Below are 18,455 nucleotides of genomic sequence, written 5' to 3'. Positions count from 1 at the left end.
TTCAGTTCCCCTGCTTATCGTCAACGATGCGGTATTCGGCGCTGCGGGCGTGGGCGGTCAGCGACTCGCCACGGGCCAGCACGGAAGCGGTCTTGCCCAACTCCGACGCGCCCTCTGGCGAGCAGAAGATGATCGACGAGCGCTTCTGGAAGTCATACACGCCCAGCGGCGAGGAGAACCGCGCAGTGCCCGACGTGGGCAGCACGTGGTTGGGACCTGCGCAGTAGTCGCCCAGGGCTTCGCTGGTGTGGCGGCCCATGAAGATCGCGCCGGCGTGGCGAATCAGCGGCAGCCAGGCTTGTGGGTCGGCGACGGACAACTCCAGGTGTTCCGGGGCGATACGGTTGGCCACTTCGATGGCCTGCTCCATGTCGCGGACCAGGATCAGGGCGCCACGGCCATTGATCGACTTCTCGATGATCTCGGCGCGCTCCATGGTCGGCAGCAGCTTGGCGATGCTGGCGGCGACCTTGTCCAGGAATTCGGCATCCGGGCTGACGAGGATCGCCTGGGCGTCTTCGTCGTGCTCGGCCTGGGAGAACAGGTCCATGGCGATCCAGTCCGGGTCGGTCTGGCCGTCACACACCACGAGGATTTCCGAAGGGCCGGCGATCATGTCGATGCCGACCTGGCCAAATACATGGCGCTTGGCCGTGGCCACGTAGATGTTGCCCGGGCCAACCACCTTGTCGACCTTCGGCACGCTTTCGGTACCGTAGGCCAGGGCCGCTACCGCTTGGGCGCCACCGATGGTGAACACGCGATCAACGCCCGCGATGCAGGCCGCTGCCAGCACCAGTTCGTTGATTTCGCCGCGCGGGGTAGGCACCACCATGACCACTTCGGTCACGCCGGCCACCTTGGCCGGAATCGCGTTCATCAGTACCGAGGACGGGTACGACGCTTTGCCGCCCGGCACGTACAGGCCGGCACGGTCCAGCGGCGTGACCTTCTGGCCCAGTACGGTGCCGTCGGCCTCGGTGTAGCTCCAGGAATCCTGTTTCTGTTTCTCGTGGTAGCTGCGCACCCGCGCGGCCGCCACTTCCAGGGCTTCGCGCTGGGGCGCGGTGATGCGGGTCAAGGCCAGTTCCAGGCGTTCGCGGGGCAGGATCAGGTCGGCCATGGAGGCGACATCCAGGCCATCGAACTGCCGGGTAAAATCAACCAGCGCCGCGTCACCGCGCTCGCGCACGGCCTTGATGATGTCGAGCACCCGCTGGTTGACCGAATCGTCGGACACGCTTTCCCAGCTCAGCAGATGATCCAGATGATGGGCGAAATCCGGGTCGGCAGCGTTGAGTCGGGCAATTGCAGTGGACGTGGTCATAGCGAGGGCCTCATAGGAATGGCAAAAATGCTCAGGCGCCGAAAGTTAGCAGTCGATCCGCTTGGGCACCTGAGAATTCTGGCTATGAGGCGGATAGACGGGCGCGGCTTGAGGCCGCGCGGGTGAGTCAACCGCGGTGTCGAGACTCCACTGCCTTGCGCAGGGTGTCGATCAACGCCTGGATACGGGCGTGCTGCATTTTCATCGAAGCTTTGTTGACGATCAGCCGGGAGCTGATGTCGGCGATAAAGTCCTGGGGCTCCAGGCCGTTGGCGCGCAGGGTGTTGCCGGTGTCGACCACGTCGATGATCTTGTCGGCCAGGCCGATCAGCGGTGCCAACTCCATCGAGCCGTAGAGCTTGATGATATCGACCTGACGACCCTGCTCGGCGTAGTAACGCTTGGCAACGTTGACGAACTTGGTCGCCACCCGCAGGCGGCCCTTAGGCTCGACGTCACCGACACGGCCGGCGGTCATCAGCTTGCACAGGGCGATACGCAGGTCCAGCGGCTCGTACAGGCCCTGGCCGCCATATTCCATCAACACGTCTTTGCCCGCGACGCCGAGGTCGGCCGCGCCATGTTCAACGTAAGTTGGCACATCGGTGGCACGCACGATCAGCAGGCGAACGTCGTCCTGGGTCGTGGGGATGATCAGCTTGCGGCTCTTGTCCGGATTCTCGGTCGGCACGATGCCCGCTTCAGCCAGAAGCGGCAAAGTGTCGTCAAGGATGCGGCCCTTGGACAGTGCGATGGTCAACATGGGAAACGTCAGTCCTTCATCAGGCTATTGCTGTCCGGTCGCAATCGGCGCCAGACACAGATCGAGGCCATTACAGCCTCGACTTGAAACAAATCAGCTAACAGCATACATCGTCATGTGGCGAGGGAGCTTGCTCCGGCTGGGGCGCGAAGCGGCCCTGATCTTTGTTTAAAAAGACTGCGACTGCTGCGCAGTCCAGCGGGAGCAAGCTCCCTCGCCACAATGAACGTGTTTGCAGTTCCTGGAACTAGCCCGGCACGCGGCGGATTTTCGCGCCGAGCATCTGCAGCTTCTCTTCGATGCACTCGTAACCACGGTCTATGTGGTAGATGCGGTCGATGAGGGTGTCGCCGTCAGCGCACAACGCCGAGATCACCAGGCTGGCGGAGGCACGCAGGTCGGTAGCCATCACTGGCGCGCCCTTGAGCTTCTCGATACCGGTCACGATGGCGGTGTTGCCTTCGACCTGGATCTTGGCGCCCATGCGGTGCAGCTCGTACACGTGCATGAAGCGGTTTTCGAAGATGGTCTCGATCACGGCACCGGTGCCTTCGGCAATCGCGTTCAGGGAAATGAACTGCGCCTGCATGTCGGTCGGGAACGCCGGGTACGGAGCGGTACGCACGTTAACGGCTTTTGGCCGCTTGCCATGCATGTTCAGCTCGATCCAGTCTTCACCGGTGGTGATCTCGGCGCCGGCTTCCTTGAGTTTTTCCAGGACGGCTTCGAGGATGGTCGGATCAGTGTCCTTGACCTTGACACGGCCACCGGTGACGGCAGCCGCGACCAGATAGGTACCGGTCTCGATGCGGTCCGGCATCACCTTGTAGGTAGCCGAATGCAGGCGTTTCACGCCATCAATGGTGATGGTGTCGGTGCCGGCGCCGGTGATGTTGGCACCCATGGCGATCAGGAAGTTGGCCAGGTCGACCACTTCCGGCTCGCGCGCGGCGTTTTGCAGCACGCTGCGGCCATTGGCCAGGGCAGCGGCCATCATGATGTTCTCGGTACCGGTCACACTGACGGTATCAAAGAAGAAGTTTGCGCCACGCAGGCCGCCTTCCGGCGCCTTGGCCTTGATGTAGCCGCCTTCGACGTCAATGGTTGCACCCATGGCTTCGAGGCCACGGATGTGCAGGTCCACCGGACGCGAACCGATGGCGCAACCGCCAGGCAGTGCGACTTCGGCTTCGCCGAAACGGGCAACCATCGGGCCCAGTACCAGGATCGAGGCGCGCATGGTTTTCACCAGCTCGTACGGTGCGATCAGGGTCTTGATGGTGCGCGGGTCGATTTCGACGCTGAGTTTCTCGTCGATCACCGGCTCGATGCCCATGCGACCGAACAACTCGATCATGGTGGTGATGTCATGCAGGTGCGGCAGGTTGGCCACGGTAACCGGACCATCGCACAGCAAGGTCGCTGCCAGGATCGGCAGGGCGGAGTTCTTCGCCCCGGAAATACGGATCTCGCCATCAAGACGAGCACCGCCGGTAATAATCAATTTATCCATAAGAATCTCGACGCCTTGGGGGCTCAGGTGCGCTCGGCCCAGGCCGCGCGGCTGAAAAATTTCATAGTGACCGCATGGATGCTGCCATCGGTGATCCACGGGTTCAAATGGGCATAGATCTGCTGCTGACGCTTGACCGGGCTCAATGCCGCCAGTTCATCGCTAATCACGTTCAGCTGGAAATTGCAGCCTTCGCCCTCAACTTCAACATTAGTTTCGGGCAGCTTTCCTTCAAGGAAGCTTTTAACTTCTAGGGCCTGCATGATCAACCTCTATGGGCGCCCAGTGCGCGCGGGTCGCACATCATACAAAAAAGCCCCGCGCCTGCGAACCCCGCATAGCAGGACTCTGACGGGGGGCTTCTTTAATAATGTGTATTAAGGATGCGCCAACAGCTCGGTCAGACCGGAAACCTCAGCGATTTCACGCATGTCTTCGGGCAATGCACGAATGCTCACCGGCTTTTTGACGGCCTGCGCATCGCGCATGAAACACAGCAGCAACGACAAGCCGACGCTGCTGGACTTCACCACCGCCGAGCAATCCAGCACCAGCGCAGGAGCGGTACTGGCATTGATCAGCGCCTGGCCCTGCTTGCGCAGGGCGGGTCCAGTGCTGTAATCCAGCACGCCGCTGAGCAACAGCTCACCGGACTCGCCAAGGCGAATGGCCGACTCGGTCATTGGGCAGGCTTCCCGGCAGCTTTGTCGGTTTCTTCCTTGGCCTTGGCCACTTCACCGGCCCAACCGTTGATGGTTTTGTCCAGGTCGTTGCCATTGCGCTGCATGGCATCCGCGAACTGGTCACGGAACAGCTTGCCAATGTTGATGCCGTTGATGATCACGTTACGCAGTTTCCACTCGCCGTTGACCTTCTCGAGCGTGTACTGCACAGGGTAGACCGCGCCGTTGTTGCCCTTGACGCTCATGTTGACGCTGGTGCGGTCACCCGACTCATCCCCGGCAGGGGCGACGGTAATCCCCTGGTTGTTGTACTCCAGCAGGGCGTTGCCGTAGAACTGGAACAAGCCCTTCTTGAAGTTTTCCTGGAATGTCTGCATCTGCGCAGGCGTAGCCTTGCGCGAGTACTTGACGGTCATGATGCTTTTGGAAATACCTTCAGCATCAACAACAGGCCCGACAATCGTGTTCAGCGCGTTATAGAACTGACTCGGGTCCTGCTTGTACTTTTCCTTGTTGGCACTCAGGTCAGCCAACATCTTGTTGGTGGTGTCCTGCACCAGGTCATGCGCAGAACCGCCGGCAGCGGCGTTAGCCATCAACGGCAGTGCCGCGAGCAGTACCAACAGGCCACGTCGCAAAGTAGAGATCATGAACACATTCCTCATTTGGCGTCTTTATTGACGGTATTGAGCAGGAATTTACCGATCAAGTCCTCCAGCACCAACGACGACTGTGTGTCATGAATGGTCGAACCATCCTTGAGCAGGGCAGATTCCCCGCCGACGCTGATGCCGATGTACTTCTCGCCCAGCAGGCCAGCGGTGAGGATAGACGCAGTGGAGTCAGTCGGCAGGTTATCTACCTTCTTGTCCACCTGCATGGTCACACGGCCGGTGAAGCTGTCGCGGTCCAGATCGATTGCCGTGACCTTGCCGATGGTTACACCCGCCATGGTCACTTTAGCTCTGACAGTCAAACCGGCGATATTGTCGAAGTAGGCGTAAAGTTTATAAGTATCGGCGGTGGGGCTGGCCGATAGGCCGCTGACTCGCAGGGCGAGCAACAGTAAAGCCAGGATGCCAGCCAGCAAGAAAAGGCCGACACCGATTTCCACAGTGCGGTTTTGCATCAGAAATCTCCAAACATCAAGGCGGTCAAAATGAAGTCAAGGCCCAGTACCGCCAGCGAGGCGTACACAACGGTCTTGGTGGTGGCGCGACTGATCCCTTCTGAGGTGGGCTCACAGTCATAGCCTTGGAATACGGCGATCCAGGTCACTACAAAGGCGAAGACGATGCTTTTAATGATGCCGTTGAGCACGTCGCCGCTGAAGGTCACGCTGTTTTGCATGTTGCCCCAGTAGGAGCCGTCGTAGACGCCCAACCAGTCAACCGCCACCCATGAACCGCCCCAGATCCCGACCACGCTGAATACCATCGCCAGCAGTGGCAGGGAGATGAAGCCGGCCCACAGGCGCGGGGCAACAATGTACTTGAGTGGATCGACGCCGATCATTTCCAGGCTGGACAGCTGCTCGGTGGCCTTCATGTTGCCGATTTCGGCCGTCAGCGCAGAACCTGCGCGCCCGGCAAACAGCAGCGCGGTCACCACCGGGCCCAACTCACGCAACAGCGTCAGGGCAACCATCTGCCCAACAGCCTGCTCGGACCCGTAGCTGGAGAGGATATTGAAGCCTTGCAGCGCCAACACCATGCCGATGAACACCCCGGAGACCACGATGATCACCAGGGACATCACGCCCACGGAGTGCAATTGCTTGATCAGCAGGCCGAAACCGCCGCCAATACCGCCGCGGCCGAGCAAGGCATGAAACAGGAAAATCGTCGAACGCCCCAGCACACCGATGATATCGATGCCGGAGCGACCGAAAAGGCGAACCTTTTCGAGTAATGATGTCTTGCGCATCAGCGCTTCCCCAGAAGATCTGAGCGGTAGTCCGCTGCCGGAAAGTGAAAAGGCACCGGGCCATCGGGATCGCCGGTCATGAATTGGCGAATGCGCGGGTTGTCTGCGTTCATCAGTTCTTCAGGCGTGCCCTGCCCCAGCACCTGGCCATCGCCCACTACATATAGGTAGTCGGCAATGCTCGCGGTCTCGGCCAGGTCGTGGGAAACCACGATACTGGTGATACCCAACGCATCATTGAGCAGGCGGATCAGGCGTACCAGCACCCCCATGGCAATCGGGTCCTGGCCAACGAAAGGCTCGTCGTACATGAGAATCTGCGGGTCGAGGGCGATGGCACGCGCCAGGGCGACACGACGCTTCATGCCTCCGGACAACTCGTCGGGCATCAAATCGATAGCACCGCGCAGCCCGACGGCCTGCAATTTCAGCAACACAATGTCACGAATCATTTCATCGGACAGCTGTGTATGCACCCGCAGCGGGAACGCCACGTTTTCGAAAACATCGAGATCGGTAAACAACGCGCCGCTCTGGAACAGGACGCCCATGTGTTTGCGGGCATCGAACAGGTCACTGCGCGAAAGGGTCGGCAGGTTCTGGCCATTGACCCAGACTTCACCGGCGGAGGGGCGCAATTGCATGCCCATCAGGCGCAGCAGCGTAGTCTTGCCGCAGCCGGAAGGCCCCATGATGCCCGTGACTTTGCCGCGGGGAATGCGAATATCCACATTATTGAAGATGCTGCGCGTACCGCGCTTGAAGGAAAGGCCCTTCAGCTCGACCGCGTAGGCGTTATCGGCACTCATCTAAACTCCTTGGGATGCAGCCTTTCACTCAGACACTTTGTTTTCGACAAATGCTTGCGCCGAATAGACAAAAAGGCCGTGCGGACCGAACTGGCCGCGAACTATATCACTGCTGGTACAGCGCCCCCAAGGCCGGAACAGAGCTTGTTCAGAAACAGGACAGCTAAAAAATCCTGGCTGAGGTTCAATCTCAACCACAGGTGGATTGAATAAAGCCTGACGAACTTGTGTGAGGGAATTGATCATTACCGTTATAATCGCCGACTTTTCGTCAGGCTATACGATTTCAGACATGAGCCAATCCAGCGACCTTATTCAATCCGCACAACGCACCATCCGCCTCGAGCTTGAAGCCGTAGAAGGCTTGCTGGCCCATATCGACGCGGATTTCGTACGCGCCTGCGAGATGATTCTGGCCAGCAAGGGCCGCGTAGTGGTGGTCGGCATGGGCAAATCCGGGCATGTCGGCAACAAGATCGCCGCCACCCTGGCGAGCACCGGGACCACCGCGTTCTTCGTGCATCCGGCCGAAGCCAGCCACGGCGACATGGGCATGATCACCCGGGACGACATCATCCTGGCACTGTCCAACTCCGGCACCACCAACGAAATCGTGACCCTGCTGCCGCTGATCAAGCGCCTGGGTATCCAGCTGATCAGCGTGACCGGCAACCCGGACTCGACGCTGGCAAAAGCCGCCGAAGTGAATTTGAACGTGCACGTTGCCCACGAGGCCTGCCCGCTGAACCTGGCACCGACCTCCTCCACCACCGCCGCCCTGGTCATGGGCGATGCGCTGGCCGTGGCATTGCTGGAAGCCCGCGGGTTTACCGCCGAAGACTTCGCGTTTTCCCACCCGGGCGGCGCCCTTGGCCGTCGCCTGCTGCTGAAAGTGGAAAACGTCATGCACGCCGGCGACGAGCTGCCACAAGTGCCACGCGGCACCTTGCTGAAAGATGCCTTGATGGAAATGACCCTCAAGCGCCTGGGCATGACCGTAATCCTGGAGTCCGACGGGCGGCTGGCCGGGGTCTTCACCGACGGCGACCTGCGCCGCACCCTGGACCGCAACCTCGACATCCAGACCGCCACCATCGACGAAGTCATGACGCCTCACGGCAAGACCGCACGCCCTGACATGCTCGCGGCCGAAGCACTGAAGATCATGGAAGACCACAAGATCCTGGCGCTGGTGGTGGTCGACAGCGACGACCGTCCGGTTGGCGCCCTGAACATGCACGACTTGCTGCGTGCGGGAGTGATGTAGATGACCACCGACCTGATGCAACGGGGCAAGCACATCAAGCTGGCGATTTTCGACGTCGACGGCGTGCTGACGGATGGCCGCCTGTACTTTCTGGAAGACGGCAGCGAATTCAAGACGTTCAACACCCTCGACGGCCAGGGCATCAAGATGCTGATGGCGGCGGGCGTGCAAACCGGCATCATCAGCGGTCGCAAGACCCCGGTTGTGGAACGCCGCGCACAAAACCTGGGTATTCCTCACCTGTATCAGGGCCGCGAGGATAAACTGGTGGTTCTGGACGAGCTTCTTGGCCAACTCAACCTAAGCTATGAGCAGGTTGCGTACCTGGGTGACGATTTACCCGACCTGCCGGTGATTCGCCGGGTCGGCCTGGGCATGGCCGTGGCCAATGCGGCGGCGTTCGTTCGCGAACACGCCCATGGTGTAACCACCGCCCGCGGCGGCGAAGGCGCCGCCCGCGAGTTCTGCGAGTTGATTCTGCGCGCCCAAGGCAGCCTTGAAGCGGCCCACGCCGCCTACCTATAGAGCGTTTTATGCTGAGTAAAAAGATTCGCAATTTCCTGATACTTGCAGTCATCGCCGCGGTTTTCCTCGCGGTCGGCTACTGGAATATCAGCCCGGAGCGCTTCCTCGACAAGCCGGTTGCACAGGTTGACGAGAGTGCTATCGACTATTACGCCATCAACGCCCACAGCATCCAGTACCTGCCCGATGGCAAGGTCCAGTATGAAATGACCTCCGACAAGGTCGAACACTTGAAGGCATCCGAGGTCACTTTGCTGACCAAGCCGGACATGAACCTGTACCGCGGCGCCGAATTTCCATGGCACGTCACCAGCGAGCGTGGCGAGGTCAACCCGGACGGCACCCAAGTGGAACTGATTGACTCGGTGCGGGTAGCCCGCACTGACGCCAAGAACCGCGACACCATTATTACCAGCAGTCGCATGACCGTATTCCCACAGAAGCAATATGCGCAGACCGAGCAAGACGTTAGAATTGACGGCGCTGGCGGTGTATCGACTGGCAAGGGAATGAAAGCGTATTTGAAAGAAAGCAGGATACACCTGCTATCGAACGTAAGAGGACAGTATGAGGCTCGTTAAAACCCTCCCTATTTTGCTCGGCCTGGGCGCAGCACTGGGAAGCGTGAGCGCCTGGGCTCTGCCGAACGATAGCCAGCAACCGATCCACATTCAGGCTGACGATGCGCAGCTGGATGACAAGCAAGGTATCGCGACCTACACGGGCAGCGTGATCATCACCCAGGGCTCGATGAAAGTGACGGGTAACACCGTGACACTGACTCGTACCCCGGCGGGCGATATCGACGTGGTCACTTCGGTGGGCAACCTGGCGTATTTCGAACAACTGCAGAAAGTGGGCGACCCTACGCCGGTCAAAGGCTATGGCAAGACGATCCAGTACCACGCCCAGCAAAACCGCATCGTGCTGATCGACCAGGCCCGGGTCATCAATGACGGCAACACCACCGACGGCGAAAAAATCGTCTACGACACGGTGAAGCAGATCGCCCAGGCCGGCCGTGCTACCGGCTCGAAAATCAGCACGCCGAAGCCGCGTATCGACATGGTTATCCAGCCGAAGCAGAAACCGGGCGCAGCCCAGCCGGCGCCGAAACCCGACGCGAAGAAGGCGAATTAATGGCAACCCTGAAAGCCCAGCATCTGGCCAAGGCTTATAAAAGCCGTCAGGTCGTGCGTGACGTCAGCCTGTCGATCGACAGCGGCCAGATCGTCGGTTTGCTCGGCCCCAACGGTGCCGGCAAGACCACCTGCTTCTACATGATCGTCGGCCTGGTGCAGGCCGATCAAGGCCGCGTCCTGATCGACGACCTGGACGTGAGCCACCAGCCTATGCACGGCCGTGCGCAAGCGGGTATCGGCTATCTTCCCCAGGAAGCATCGATCTTCCGCAAACTGTCGGTTTCCGACAACATCATGGCCATCCTCGAGACCCGCAAGGAACTCGACCGCGCCGGGCGCAAGAAAGAGCTGGAAAGCCTGCTGCAGGAATTCCACATCAACCACATTCGCGACAACCTCGGCATGAGCCTTTCCGGCGGCGAGCGTCGTCGTGTGGAAATCGCCCGCGCGCTGGCCACGGCGCCCAAGTTCATCCTGCTGGACGAACCTTTCGCCGGTGTCGACCCGATCTCGGTCGGCGACATCAAGCAGATCATCCATCATCTCAAGGCCAAGGGCATCGGTGTTTTGATCACCGACCACAACGTCCGTGAGACGCTCGATATCTGCGAAACCGCCTACATCGTCAACGATGGACAGCTGATTGCCGAAGGTGACTCTGCCACTATCCTGGCCAACGAACTGGTCAAGGAAGTGTATCTGGGTCACGAGTTCCGCCTGTAAACACGGTGGTATCAGGCCATTCGCCATGGAGCGCGGTAGTCAATAAAAACCTCAGTATTTTTATTGTTACCGCGCTCTAGGCAAAGCCCCCGATATCAGGCATATAATTTGCTTATGTTTGGCGCTCACGCGCCCTGTCGTGGATGGCGCATTGCGCCGGCGAATAAGGTGTTAAGCCCCTGCCATGAAACCATCGCTAGTCCTGAGAATGGGCCAGCAGCTGACGATGACACCGCAGCTGCAACAGGCCATCCGCCTGCTCCAATTGTCGACCCTGGACCTGCAACAGGAAATCCAGGAGGCCCTGGAGTCCAATCCGATGCTCGAACGCCAGGAAGAAGGCGACGACTTCGATAATGCAGACCCGCTGGCCGACAACATCGAGCAAAAGCCCAACCCCGACGTACAGGAACCCTCCTACCAGGAAACCGCCCCTACGGTGGATAACCTTGAGGAAGGCGAATGGAACGAACGCATTCCCAACGAACTTCCCGTGGATACCGCCTGGGAAGACGTCTACCAGACCAGCGCCAGCAGCCTGCCCAGCAACGATGACGACGAGTGGGACTTCACCACCCGCACATCAGCCGGCGAGAGCCTGCAAAGCCATTTGCTCTGGCAGCTGAACCTGGCACCGATGTCCGATACCGATCGCCTGATCGCCGTGACCCTGATCGATTGCATCAACAACCAGGGCTACCTGGACGAGACCCTTGAGGAGATCCTCGAGGCGTTCGACCCGGAACTGGACATCGAACTGGACGAAATCGAAGCCGTCCTGCACCGCATCCAGCAATTCGAGCCGGCCGGCATCGGCGCCCGCAACCTCAGCGAGTGCCTGCTGCTGCAACTGCGCCAATTGCCGGCCAAGACGCCTTGGCTGAGCGAAGCGCAGCGCCTGGTCACCGACTATATCGACCTGCTGGGCAGCCGCGACTACAGCCAGTTGATGCGCCGCATGAAGCTCAAGGAAGATGACCTGCGCCAGATCATCGAGCTGGTGCAGAGCCTCAACCCACGCCCGGGCTCGCAGATCGAGTCCAGCGAAGCCGAATATGTCGTGCCCGACGTGATTGTGCGCAAGGACAACGAACGCTGGCTGGTGGAGCTGAACCAGGAATCGGTGCCGCGCCTGCGGGTCAATCCGCAATACGCAGGTTTTGTGCGCCGCGCCGACACCAGCGCCGATAACACCTTCATGCGTAACCAACTGCAGGAAGCCCGCTGGTTCATCAAGAGCCTGCAAAGCCGCAACGAAACCCTGATGAAAGTCGCCACCCAGATCGTCGAGCACCAGCGCGGCTTCCTGGAATACGGCGATGAAGCAATGAAGCCGCTGGTACTGCACGACATCGCCGAGGCGGTGGGCATGCACGAATCAACTATTTCCCGGGTGACCACGCAAAAATTCATGCATACCCCACGGGGTATATATGAGCTGAAATACTTTTTCTCCAGCCACGTCAGCACCTCCGAAGGCGGCGAATGCTCGTCCACGGCGATCCGCGCGATCATCAAAAAACTGGTTGCCGCGGAAAATCAGAAAAAGCCGTTGAGTGACAGCAAGATCGCTGGTTTACTGGAGGCACAAGGCATTCAGGTCGCCCGTCGAACCGTCGCCAAGTACCGCGAGTCCCTAGGGATCGCGCCTTCCAGCGAGCGTAAGCGTTTGATGTGACGGGCGGGCCATAGCGTTCCAGTGGCGGGTATTCCTACCCGCCGCTTTATGCACTGGCAACGAAGGAGAAGCTGTATGCAAGTCAACATCAGTGGACACCATGTAGAAGTCACCCCTCCATTGCGCGAATACGTCGAGCTGAAGCTGAAGAAGCTTGAGGGCCATTTCGACAAGATCACCAACGTTCAGGTCATCATGAAGGTCGACAAGCTTCAGCAGAAAATCGAAGCGACACTTCAGATACCCGGTGGCGAAGTGGTCGCCAATGCCGAACATGAAGACATGTATGCATCAATCGACTTGCTCACAGACAAGCTTGACCGCCAACTTAAAAAGCATAAGGAAAAGCAGCAGAGCCTTCTTCAAGGCACTGGCCGCTAACACTCCCCACCCATGATCCGACTTGAAACCATCCTGACCCCCGGCCGTTCCCTCGTGAACGTGCCGGGCGGCAGTAAAAAGCGCGCCCTCGAACAAATTGCCAACCTGATCGGCCGCGAAGTGCCCGAACTGGATACGCAAGCTGTGTACGAGGCCCTGATCGCCCGTGAAAAGCTCGGCTCCACCGGCTTTGGCAACGGCATCGCCATTCCTCACTGCCGCCTGCAAGGCTGTGAGTCTCCAGTCAGCGCCCTGCTGCACCTGGACGCCCCTATCGATTTCGACGCCATCGACGGCGCGCCGGTCGACCTGCTGTTCGTGCTGCTGGTCCCGCAAGCTGCCACCGATGCGCACCTGGAACTGCTTCGGCAGATCGCCAGCATGCTCGACCGCAAGGACGTACGCGACAAACTGCGTAGTGCCTCAAGCAATGAGGCGCTCTACCAGGTTGTCCTGGATGAACAAAACGGGCATTAATCATGCGTTTGATCATCGTCAGCGGCCGTTCCGGCTCAGGTAAAAGCACGGCCCTCAATGTTCTTGAGGACAACGGCTTCTATTGCATCGACAACCTGCCCGCCGGCCTGCTACCGGAACTGGCGGAACGCGCGCTGATTCATACCGAGTTGGCGCAACCGCTGGTCGCCGTGTCGATCGACGCCCGCAACCTGCCCAGCCACCTCACACGCTTTCCTGAACTGCTCGAAGAAGTGCGGGCCAAGCATATCCATTGCGATGTGCTGTACCTGGACGCCGACGAAGAGACCCTGCTCAAGCGCTTCTCTGAAACCCGTCGCCGCCACCCGTTGAGCAGCCCTCATCGTTCCCTGGCCGAAGCCATCGAGGACGAGACCAAACTGCTGGGGCCGATCATTGACCTGGCCGACCTCAAGATCAACACCACCAGCCTGAACCTGTATCAACTGCGGGATGCGATCAAGCTGCGTCTGCTGAACCAGCCGGAGCCGGGCACGGCGTTCCTTGTCGAGTCGTTCGGTTTCAAGCGCGGCATGCCGGTGGATGCCGACCTGGTGTTCGATGTGCGCTGCCTGCCCAACCCGTACTGGAAGCCGGAACTGCGCGATCAGTCGGGGCTGGACCAACCTGTGGCCGAGTACCTGGCGGCGCAACCGGATGTCGAGGAAATGTACCAGGACATCTCCAGCTACCTGCTCAAGTGGCTGCCGCGTTTTGCGGCCAGCAATCGGGCTTATGTCACCATCGCCATTGGCTGCACCGGCGGCCACCACCGATCCGTCTACCTGACCGAACGCCTGGGCAAGGTGCTGCAACAAACCCTCAAGAACGTCCAGGTTCGCCACCGCGACCTCAGCTGAAAGGAACACCCCCGCGATGCCCGCTCTGGAAATTGAAATCATCAACAAGCTGGGCCTGCACGCCCGGGCCTCGGCCAAGTTCGTCGGCGTCGCCGGGCAGTTCCCTTGCCAGATCCGCGCCGGGCGTACCCCGGAATCCATGGTCGACGGCAAAAGCATCATGGCCATGATGATGCTGGCTGCGGGCAAGGGCACGAAGATTCATTTGAAGACCGAAGGCGAGCAAGAGCAGGAAGCGATGGATGCCCTGGTAGCGTTGATCAATAATTTCTTTGATGAGGGCGAGTAGGTAATCGCCCCTCCCCTGCGTCAGTTGGACAGCAGTTTGCCGTTGAACAGAATCTTCAACGTCTTGACCGTCAGTACGGCCAGGGCGATCGTCAGGAAAGCCAGGATCAGATAGGCAATCGCTTCCAGGATCACGCCTCCTTTGGCATCGGCATATTTCAACGCAGCGTTGCTCAATGCCGCAATCGGAAAGCTGATTGCCCACCAGGCAGGAGAAAAAGGCGCGGCCTGACGGAATACTTTGAATGCCAGCACCCCAAACAGGAACAGGCCAAAGTAGAAGAGCACGCTGGCAAAGTAGTCGACGCTGCCAAAGAAGTTGGTGTAAGCCAGAAAGCCGACTTCAAAGGGGGCGATAAGTATCATCAGCGAAGGTGTCATACCTTTGGCCATCACCGGCTCGTGAACCAGACGTGAAAAAATTCGCGTGAAGAACACCAGCGCAATCACACTCCCTACCGCCATCGCGAACAGATTGAACTCGTATGCCCACGCCATGGGCATGTGGGCACCTGTCACCGCGATGTCGAGCGCCGCCACCCCCGGGATCAGCCAGGCAGGCACCGCATATTGCGACTCCTGATTACCGGACAACAGTCGCGAGAGCACAATTGCCGCCAGGATCATGGTCAGCAGGCTACCCAACATCCAAAGCCCCTGGCTGATCAGGGTGCTAGCTGAGCCTACGACTGCCGACAGCAGCAGCAACGCGATCGTCACCGTGCCAAAGAAATTTCCTGATATCGGGTGATTGAACTCGGCTTTGACCGCCGCAGGGTATTTAACCCATTTGGTGAGATACCCCGCCACCAGTGCGATAAACACCAGAATGGCAAACCCACCAATGACCGCTCCGATCATTTGCGCGTAAGCCACATATTCACTGGCGGACTGCCAGGCCAGGCTCAAGCCGGCCAACCCCATCACGGCGCCAAACAAATTGATGGGAAGATTCTTGATGGACCCCGACCGCTCGCTCGATTCGACAGCGAAGGGGGGAAGTGGCGCGTTACAGATGCTCATGCGGGTCTCCGGTTGACGATAAAGCACGTGACGGACAGTGTCGCCTACCTCCCCTCTGTCCTATAGTGTCGCTTAACGACGATTTCAGCCATTTCCACTACGGAGACCGACACCATGCGAATTGCCCTCCTGGCATTTCCCCGCGTGCAAATGCTGGATGTCGTGGGCCCTGCCGATGTGTTCGCTGAAGCGGCCAGGCAATTGGGCAATTCCCGTGCATACAGGATCTCGGTCATCGGTACCGTCGCCGGGCAGATCAAGGGAACCAATGGGCTTCGCCTGGCCACGGATGACTCCATCGAGACGTTCAAGGGGGCTATCGATACGCTGCTGATCGCTGGAAGCCCCAGCGTGAATGACGTGGCACACGACGCCCACCTGCGGGACTGGGTACGCTACCAGGCCACGCGCGTGCGGCGGATAGGCTCGGTTTGCAGTGGCGCTTTTGTGCTGGGGGCTGCTGGCTTGCTGGTCGGGCGACGCGTCACCACGCACTGGAATTCCAGTGCATTGCTGGCCAGGCAATACCCCGATGCCGTGGTCGAACCGGACAGCATTTTTATCCGCGACGGTAACCTGTACACCTCCGCCGGTGTGACGGCCGGTATGGATCTGGCGCTCGCGTTAGTCGAGGAGGACCACGGCCGGGATTTGGCGCTCAGTGTGGCCAGGGAAATGGTGATGTACTTCAAACGGCCGGGCGGCCAGTCACAGTTCAGCGCCCAACTGGCGGCACAGACCGCAGAGCGCACGAACATTCGCCAGATACAGACCTATATCGTCGACAACCTGGCCGCAGACCTGAGCGTGGCATTGCTGGCCCAGCGCGCTGACATGAGCGAACGCAACTTTGCCCGGGTATTCAAGGCCGAGGGTGGATTCACCCCTGCCGAGTTCGTGGAGCTGGCACGTATCGACCAGGCACGGCGGCTGATCGAAGGGTCGAATGTCTCGCTCAAACGCCTGGCCGATCAGGTCGGCTATGCCAATGTTGATGGGTTCCGGCGCGCCTTCGTTCGCCGCCTGGGCGTTACCCCCAGCGACTACCGCAAGCGCTTCTTGTAGAAGTGCGACAGCCTCAGCCCAACGCCGTATCCATCACCATCATCAAGCAAAACCCGATACACAGCCCCAGGCTGGCGAGCTTGTCATGGCCATTGCGCCGCGACTCGGGAATGACTTCGTGAGTCACCACCAGCAGCATGGCCCCGGCCGCCAGCGCCAGCCCCAGCGGCAACAGCACCTGAGCCAGGCTCACCAGCCAGGCACACAGCACCGCAAACACCGGCTCCACCAGCCCTGACGCTGCGCCGATCAGGAACGCCTTGACCCGCGACATCCCTGCCCCGGCCAGCACCAACGCAATCACCAGTCCCTCCGGCACATCCTGCAAGGCAATACCCATGGCGAGGCTGTCGGCATCCGGCATGCCGCCGCCTGCCGAGACACCCACGGCCATGCCTTCGGGAATGTTGTGGGCAATGATGGCGAACACAAACAGCCAGATACGCGGCGGTATCACCGGATGATCCGGACTGCCCACCAGCATTTCCGGGCTCGCGCCGGAGACCTTGCGATCCACCAGATACAGCCCGAACGCGCCCAGCATGATGCCGAAACTGATCAATCCACTGGCGCCCCATGGCGTCAGCCCCAGGCTTTGGGCAGCCGCAATACCCGGCACGATCAGCGAAAACGCCGTAGCGGCCAACATCACCCCGGCACCGAAGCCGAGCAGCGTGTCGCTCACCGCCAATGGCATCCGGCGGATCACCAGTACCGGCACGGCACCCAGGGCGGTGCCGAGCGCGCAGATGGCCCCGCCCTGCAAGGCACGCAGGATGCGCGGTTCCAGGTCAAGCCAGGCCAGCCCTTGGGCCACCAGCAATGCAGTTCCTGCCAATAGCAGCAGCGAGCCAAACGCATAACGAAACATTCGCACGCTGCTGATCGCCAGTGTTTCAGTGCCCATAGTCGGCCTTAGATCTTGTTATAGAGGAGTTTCAGCCCAGCGCAGCCTGGTAGCGGCCGGCAACTTCCGGCCAGTTGATGACGCTGTAGAACGCATTGATGTATTCCGGACGACGGTTCTGGTACAGCAGGTAATAAGCGTGTTCCCAGACGTCCAGGCCGAGGATTGGCGTATTGCCGTTCATCAACGGGCTGTCCTGGTTGCCGCTGCTTTCCACCACCAGGGTCTTTTGCGGCGTCACGCTCAACCACGCCCAGCCGCTGCCGAAACGGGTCAAGGCAGCTTTGGTGAAGGCCTCTTTGAAGGCGTCGAAACCGCCCAACTGCTCGTCGATGGCGTTACCCAGCGCGCCGTCTGGCTTGCCGCCGCCCTTGGGCGACATGACAGCCCAGAACAACGAGTGGTTGGCGTGGCCGCCGCCCTGGTTGATCACCGCCGCCCGCAGCTTTTCCGGCAGTTGCTGGACGCTGGACACCAGTTTCTCCACCGGCCAAGCGGCAAACTCGGTGCCTTCGACGGCTGCGTTGAGGTTGTTGATGTAGGTCTGGTGGTGCTTGGTGTAATGGATCTCCATGGTTTGCGCGTCAATATGCGGTTCAAGGGCATCGTAGGCGTAAGGCAAGGCCGGCAAGGTGTAGGACATATCAATGAGCTCCATAAAAAGGGCTGTTGCGGGTCGACGCATCCGATGGCGCCACGTTGCTGCCCAGCAGGCGGTGGGTACGTGGGTACTCACCGTGATCGCTGATGAAATTCAGCAGTTCGACGTAGGTCTTGCTGCTCTGACGCAGGGCCGCTTCCCGCAATAGCGGGTTAAGACGGGTGTCTTGCATGGTCTGCAACAGGCGCTGGTGAATGGCGCAGAGGTATTCCGCGCTTTCTTCCGGCTGGTTCAGGCGCAAGTGCAGATCGGCCAGGTTGTGATGGGAAATGACGCAAGCCGCCACCGCTTCGTCGGCATCCGCCCAGCGCTCAAACAACACTTGAGCCAGGGCCAGGGCTTGCAGGTAGGCCTCGCGGGCATCTACCAGCTCGCCCGCCATAAAGCAGCGATTGGCCCGTTCGATCGTGCGTTTCCAGTGCTCCATGGTGAGCCTC

The 18,455-nt window shown here is 59.9% G+C and carries 24 protein-coding genes; 11 read left to right on the top strand and 13 right to left on the bottom strand.

The window, feature by feature from the left end; all coding sequences use genetic code 11:
- Position 1: 1 nt before the first annotated feature.
- From hisD to AC3WKX_RS13600, 9 genes are all read right to left on the bottom strand, one after another.
- Positions 2-1,327, bottom strand: coding sequence for a histidinol dehydrogenase (gene hisD, locus AC3WKX_RS13640; RefSeq protein ID WP_008434283.1), 1,326 nt, complete (start codon positions 1,325-1,327; stop codon positions 2-4).
- Positions 1,328-1,454: 127 nt separating this feature from the next.
- Positions 1,455-2,090: an ATP phosphoribosyltransferase gene (hisG, locus tag AC3WKX_RS13635; protein ID WP_003188599.1), complete on the bottom strand. Its 636-nt coding sequence runs from the start codon at positions 2,088-2,090 to the stop codon at positions 1,455-1,457.
- A 247-nt stretch (positions 2,091-2,337) separates the two neighbouring features.
- The gene (gene murA, locus AC3WKX_RS13630; protein ID WP_003216140.1) at positions 2,338-3,603 is read right to left on the bottom strand and encodes a UDP-N-acetylglucosamine 1-carboxyvinyltransferase; all 1,266 of its coding nucleotides are present in this window, start codon (positions 3,601-3,603) and stop codon (positions 2,338-2,340) included.
- 23 nt (positions 3,604-3,626) lie between these two features.
- On the bottom strand, positions 3,627-3,866 hold the full coding sequence (locus tag AC3WKX_RS13625; RefSeq protein WP_008434291.1) for a BolA family protein: 240 nt from the start codon (positions 3,864-3,866) through the stop codon (positions 3,627-3,629).
- Between the two features lie 114 nt (positions 3,867-3,980).
- Complete coding sequence (locus AC3WKX_RS13620; protein ID WP_003216137.1) at positions 3,981-4,286, bottom strand: STAS domain-containing protein; 306 nt, start codon at positions 4,284-4,286, stop codon at positions 3,981-3,983.
- The gene (locus AC3WKX_RS13615) at positions 4,283-4,936 is read right to left on the bottom strand and encodes an MlaC/ttg2D family ABC transporter substrate-binding protein (RefSeq protein WP_003216135.1); all 654 of its coding nucleotides are present in this window, start codon (positions 4,934-4,936) and stop codon (positions 4,283-4,285) included. Before AC3WKX_RS13615 ends, AC3WKX_RS13620 begins: the two co-directional genes overlap by 4 nt.
- Before the next feature lie 11 nt (positions 4,937-4,947).
- Positions 4,948-5,415, bottom strand: coding sequence for an outer membrane lipid asymmetry maintenance protein MlaD (gene mlaD, locus AC3WKX_RS13610; protein ID WP_003216133.1), 468 nt, complete (start codon positions 5,413-5,415; stop codon positions 4,948-4,950).
- The gene (gene mlaE / locus AC3WKX_RS13605) at positions 5,415-6,212 is read right to left on the bottom strand and encodes a lipid asymmetry maintenance ABC transporter permease subunit MlaE (RefSeq protein ID WP_003216131.1); all 798 of its coding nucleotides are present in this window, start codon (positions 6,210-6,212) and stop codon (positions 5,415-5,417) included. Before mlaE ends, mlaD begins: the two co-directional genes overlap by 1 nt.
- Complete coding sequence (locus tag AC3WKX_RS13600) at positions 6,212-7,021, bottom strand: ATP-binding cassette domain-containing protein (RefSeq protein WP_003216128.1); 810 nt, start codon at positions 7,019-7,021, stop codon at positions 6,212-6,214. Before AC3WKX_RS13600 ends, mlaE begins: the two co-directional genes overlap by 1 nt.
- Positions 7,022-7,313: 292 nt before the next feature.
- Between AC3WKX_RS13600 and AC3WKX_RS13595 the strand changes: the two genes are divergently transcribed.
- The 10 genes from AC3WKX_RS13595 (at position 7,314) to AC3WKX_RS13550 (ending at position 14,363) form a co-directional block, all read left to right on the top strand.
- Positions 7,314-8,288: a KpsF/GutQ family sugar-phosphate isomerase gene (locus tag AC3WKX_RS13595; protein ID WP_003216126.1), complete on the top strand. Its 975-nt coding sequence runs from the start codon at positions 7,314-7,316 to the stop codon at positions 8,286-8,288.
- Complete coding sequence (locus AC3WKX_RS13590) at positions 8,289-8,813, top strand: KdsC family phosphatase (RefSeq protein ID WP_003216124.1); 525 nt, start codon at positions 8,289-8,291, stop codon at positions 8,811-8,813.
- Positions 8,814-8,821: 8 nt separating this feature from the next.
- Positions 8,822-9,394: an LPS export ABC transporter periplasmic protein LptC gene (gene lptC / locus AC3WKX_RS13585; RefSeq protein ID WP_003216122.1), complete on the top strand. Its 573-nt coding sequence runs from the start codon at positions 8,822-8,824 to the stop codon at positions 9,392-9,394.
- Complete coding sequence (lptA, locus tag AC3WKX_RS13580) at positions 9,381-9,953, top strand: lipopolysaccharide transport periplasmic protein LptA (protein WP_023659193.1); 573 nt, start codon at positions 9,381-9,383, stop codon at positions 9,951-9,953. Before lptC ends, lptA begins: the two co-directional genes overlap by 14 nt.
- A complete protein-coding gene (gene lptB, locus AC3WKX_RS13575) occupies positions 9,953-10,678 on the top strand; it encodes an LPS export ABC transporter ATP-binding protein (RefSeq protein WP_003216119.1) in 726 nt (241 codons plus the stop codon). Before lptA ends, lptB begins: the two co-directional genes overlap by 1 nt.
- A 184-nt stretch (positions 10,679-10,862) precedes the next feature.
- Entirely contained in the window at positions 10,863-12,356 is a 1,494-nt protein-coding gene (locus AC3WKX_RS13570; RefSeq protein ID WP_003216117.1) for an RNA polymerase factor sigma-54, read from the top strand.
- A 75-nt stretch (positions 12,357-12,431) separates the two neighbouring features.
- Positions 12,432-12,737, top strand: coding sequence for a ribosome hibernation-promoting factor, HPF/YfiA family (hpf, locus tag AC3WKX_RS13565; protein WP_003216115.1), 306 nt, complete (start codon positions 12,432-12,434; stop codon positions 12,735-12,737).
- A gap of 12 nt (positions 12,738-12,749) precedes the next feature.
- Complete coding sequence (gene ptsN / locus AC3WKX_RS13560) at positions 12,750-13,214, top strand: PTS IIA-like nitrogen regulatory protein PtsN (protein WP_003216114.1); 465 nt, start codon at positions 12,750-12,752, stop codon at positions 13,212-13,214.
- A gap of 2 nt (positions 13,215-13,216) precedes the next feature.
- The gene (gene rapZ, locus AC3WKX_RS13555; RefSeq protein WP_003216111.1) at positions 13,217-14,074 is read left to right on the top strand and encodes an RNase adapter RapZ; all 858 of its coding nucleotides are present in this window, start codon (positions 13,217-13,219) and stop codon (positions 14,072-14,074) included.
- A 16-nt stretch (positions 14,075-14,090) separates the two neighbouring features.
- Positions 14,091-14,363, top strand: a complete 273-nt coding sequence (locus tag AC3WKX_RS13550; RefSeq protein WP_003216108.1) for an HPr family phosphocarrier protein — start codon at positions 14,091-14,093, stop codon at positions 14,361-14,363.
- A gap of 20 nt (positions 14,364-14,383) precedes the next feature.
- Here the strand turns inward: AC3WKX_RS13550 and AC3WKX_RS13545 are convergent, their stop codons facing one another.
- Complete coding sequence (locus AC3WKX_RS13545; protein ID WP_102369902.1) at positions 14,384-15,385, bottom strand: SLAC1 anion channel family protein; 1,002 nt, start codon at positions 15,383-15,385, stop codon at positions 14,384-14,386.
- A 114-nt stretch (positions 15,386-15,499) separates the two neighbouring features.
- On the opposite strand from AC3WKX_RS13545, the gene AC3WKX_RS13540 reads away from it, so the two are divergent.
- Positions 15,500-16,450 carry a GlxA family transcriptional regulator gene (locus tag AC3WKX_RS13540; RefSeq protein ID WP_087692865.1) on the top strand — a complete coding sequence of 317 codons (951 nt, stop codon included), beginning with the start codon at positions 15,500-15,502 and terminating at the stop codon, positions 16,448-16,450.
- A gap of 13 nt (positions 16,451-16,463) precedes the next feature.
- On the opposite strand, the gene AC3WKX_RS13535 is transcribed toward AC3WKX_RS13540, so the two are convergent.
- Genes AC3WKX_RS13535 through AC3WKX_RS13525 form a run of 3 tightly spaced genes read right to left on the bottom strand, consistent with a single transcriptional unit; the run spans position 16,464 to position 18,445 of the window.
- Complete coding sequence (locus AC3WKX_RS13535; protein WP_087692866.1) at positions 16,464-17,357, bottom strand: ZIP family metal transporter; 894 nt, start codon at positions 17,355-17,357, stop codon at positions 16,464-16,466.
- A gap of 31 nt (positions 17,358-17,388) precedes the next feature.
- Complete coding sequence (locus AC3WKX_RS13530; protein WP_003216101.1) at positions 17,389-18,000, bottom strand: superoxide dismutase; 612 nt, start codon at positions 17,998-18,000, stop codon at positions 17,389-17,391.
- A gap of 1 nt (position 18,001) precedes the next feature.
- Complete coding sequence (locus tag AC3WKX_RS13525) at positions 18,002-18,445, bottom strand: DUF2753 family protein (protein ID WP_003216099.1); 444 nt, start codon at positions 18,443-18,445, stop codon at positions 18,002-18,004.
- Positions 18,446-18,455: the final 10 nt, after the last annotated feature.

The organism is Pseudomonas sp. GP01-A4 (assembly GCF_058780865.1).
The sequence above is the reverse complement of the archived record's forward strand: the minus strand, read 5'-3'. Positions and strand labels throughout refer to the sequence as shown.

Coding starts and splice junctions, on each gene's coding strand:
- hisD (WP_008434283.1), bottom strand. CDS start 1,327: ATGACCACGTCCACTGCAATTGCCCGACTCAACGCTGCCGACCCGGAT.
- hisG (WP_003188599.1), bottom strand. CDS start 2,090: ATGTTGACCATCGCACTGTCCAAGGGCCGCATCCTTGACGACACTTTG.
- murA (WP_003216140.1), bottom strand. CDS start 3,603: ATGGATAAATTGATTATTACCGGCGGTGCTCGTCTTGATGGCGAGATC.
- AC3WKX_RS13625 (WP_008434291.1), bottom strand. CDS start 3,866: ATGCAGGCCCTAGAAGTTAAAAGCTTCCTTGAAGGAAAGCTGCCCGAA.
- AC3WKX_RS13620 (WP_003216137.1), bottom strand. CDS start 4,286: ATGACCGAGTCGGCCATTCGCCTTGGCGAGTCCGGTGAGCTGTTGCTC.
- AC3WKX_RS13615 (WP_003216135.1), bottom strand. CDS start 4,936: ATGATCTCTACTTTGCGACGTGGCCTGTTGGTACTGCTCGCGGCACTG.
- mlaD (WP_003216133.1), bottom strand. CDS start 5,415: ATGCAAAACCGCACTGTGGAAATCGGTGTCGGCCTTTTCTTGCTGGCT.
- mlaE (WP_003216131.1), bottom strand. CDS start 6,212: ATGCGCAAGACATCATTACTCGAAAAGGTTCGCCTTTTCGGTCGCTCC.
- AC3WKX_RS13600 (WP_003216128.1), bottom strand. CDS start 7,021: ATGAGTGCCGATAACGCCTACGCGGTCGAGCTGAAGGGCCTTTCCTTC.
- AC3WKX_RS13595 (WP_003216126.1), top strand. CDS start 7,314: ATGAGCCAATCCAGCGACCTTATTCAATCCGCACAACGCACCATCCGC.
- AC3WKX_RS13590 (WP_003216124.1), top strand. CDS start 8,289: ATGACCACCGACCTGATGCAACGGGGCAAGCACATCAAGCTGGCGATT.
- lptC (WP_003216122.1), top strand. CDS start 8,822: ATGCTGAGTAAAAAGATTCGCAATTTCCTGATACTTGCAGTCATCGCC.
- lptA (WP_023659193.1), top strand. CDS start 9,381: ATGAGGCTCGTTAAAACCCTCCCTATTTTGCTCGGCCTGGGCGCAGCA.
- lptB (WP_003216119.1), top strand. CDS start 9,953: ATGGCAACCCTGAAAGCCCAGCATCTGGCCAAGGCTTATAAAAGCCGT.
- AC3WKX_RS13570 (WP_003216117.1), top strand. CDS start 10,863: ATGAAACCATCGCTAGTCCTGAGAATGGGCCAGCAGCTGACGATGACA.
- hpf (WP_003216115.1), top strand. CDS start 12,432: ATGCAAGTCAACATCAGTGGACACCATGTAGAAGTCACCCCTCCATTG.
- ptsN (WP_003216114.1), top strand. CDS start 12,750: ATGATCCGACTTGAAACCATCCTGACCCCCGGCCGTTCCCTCGTGAAC.
- rapZ (WP_003216111.1), top strand. CDS start 13,217: ATGCGTTTGATCATCGTCAGCGGCCGTTCCGGCTCAGGTAAAAGCACG.
- AC3WKX_RS13550 (WP_003216108.1), top strand. CDS start 14,091: ATGCCCGCTCTGGAAATTGAAATCATCAACAAGCTGGGCCTGCACGCC.
- AC3WKX_RS13545 (WP_102369902.1), bottom strand. CDS start 15,385: ATGAGCATCTGTAACGCGCCACTTCCCCCCTTCGCTGTCGAATCGAGC.
- AC3WKX_RS13540 (WP_087692865.1), top strand. CDS start 15,500: ATGCGAATTGCCCTCCTGGCATTTCCCCGCGTGCAAATGCTGGATGTC.
- AC3WKX_RS13535 (WP_087692866.1), bottom strand. CDS start 17,357: ATGGGCACTGAAACACTGGCGATCAGCAGCGTGCGAATGTTTCGTTAT.
- AC3WKX_RS13530 (WP_003216101.1), bottom strand. CDS start 18,000: ATGTCCTACACCTTGCCGGCCTTGCCTTACGCCTACGATGCCCTTGAA.
- AC3WKX_RS13525 (WP_003216099.1), bottom strand. CDS start 18,445: ATGGAGCACTGGAAACGCACGATCGAACGGGCCAATCGCTGCTTTATG.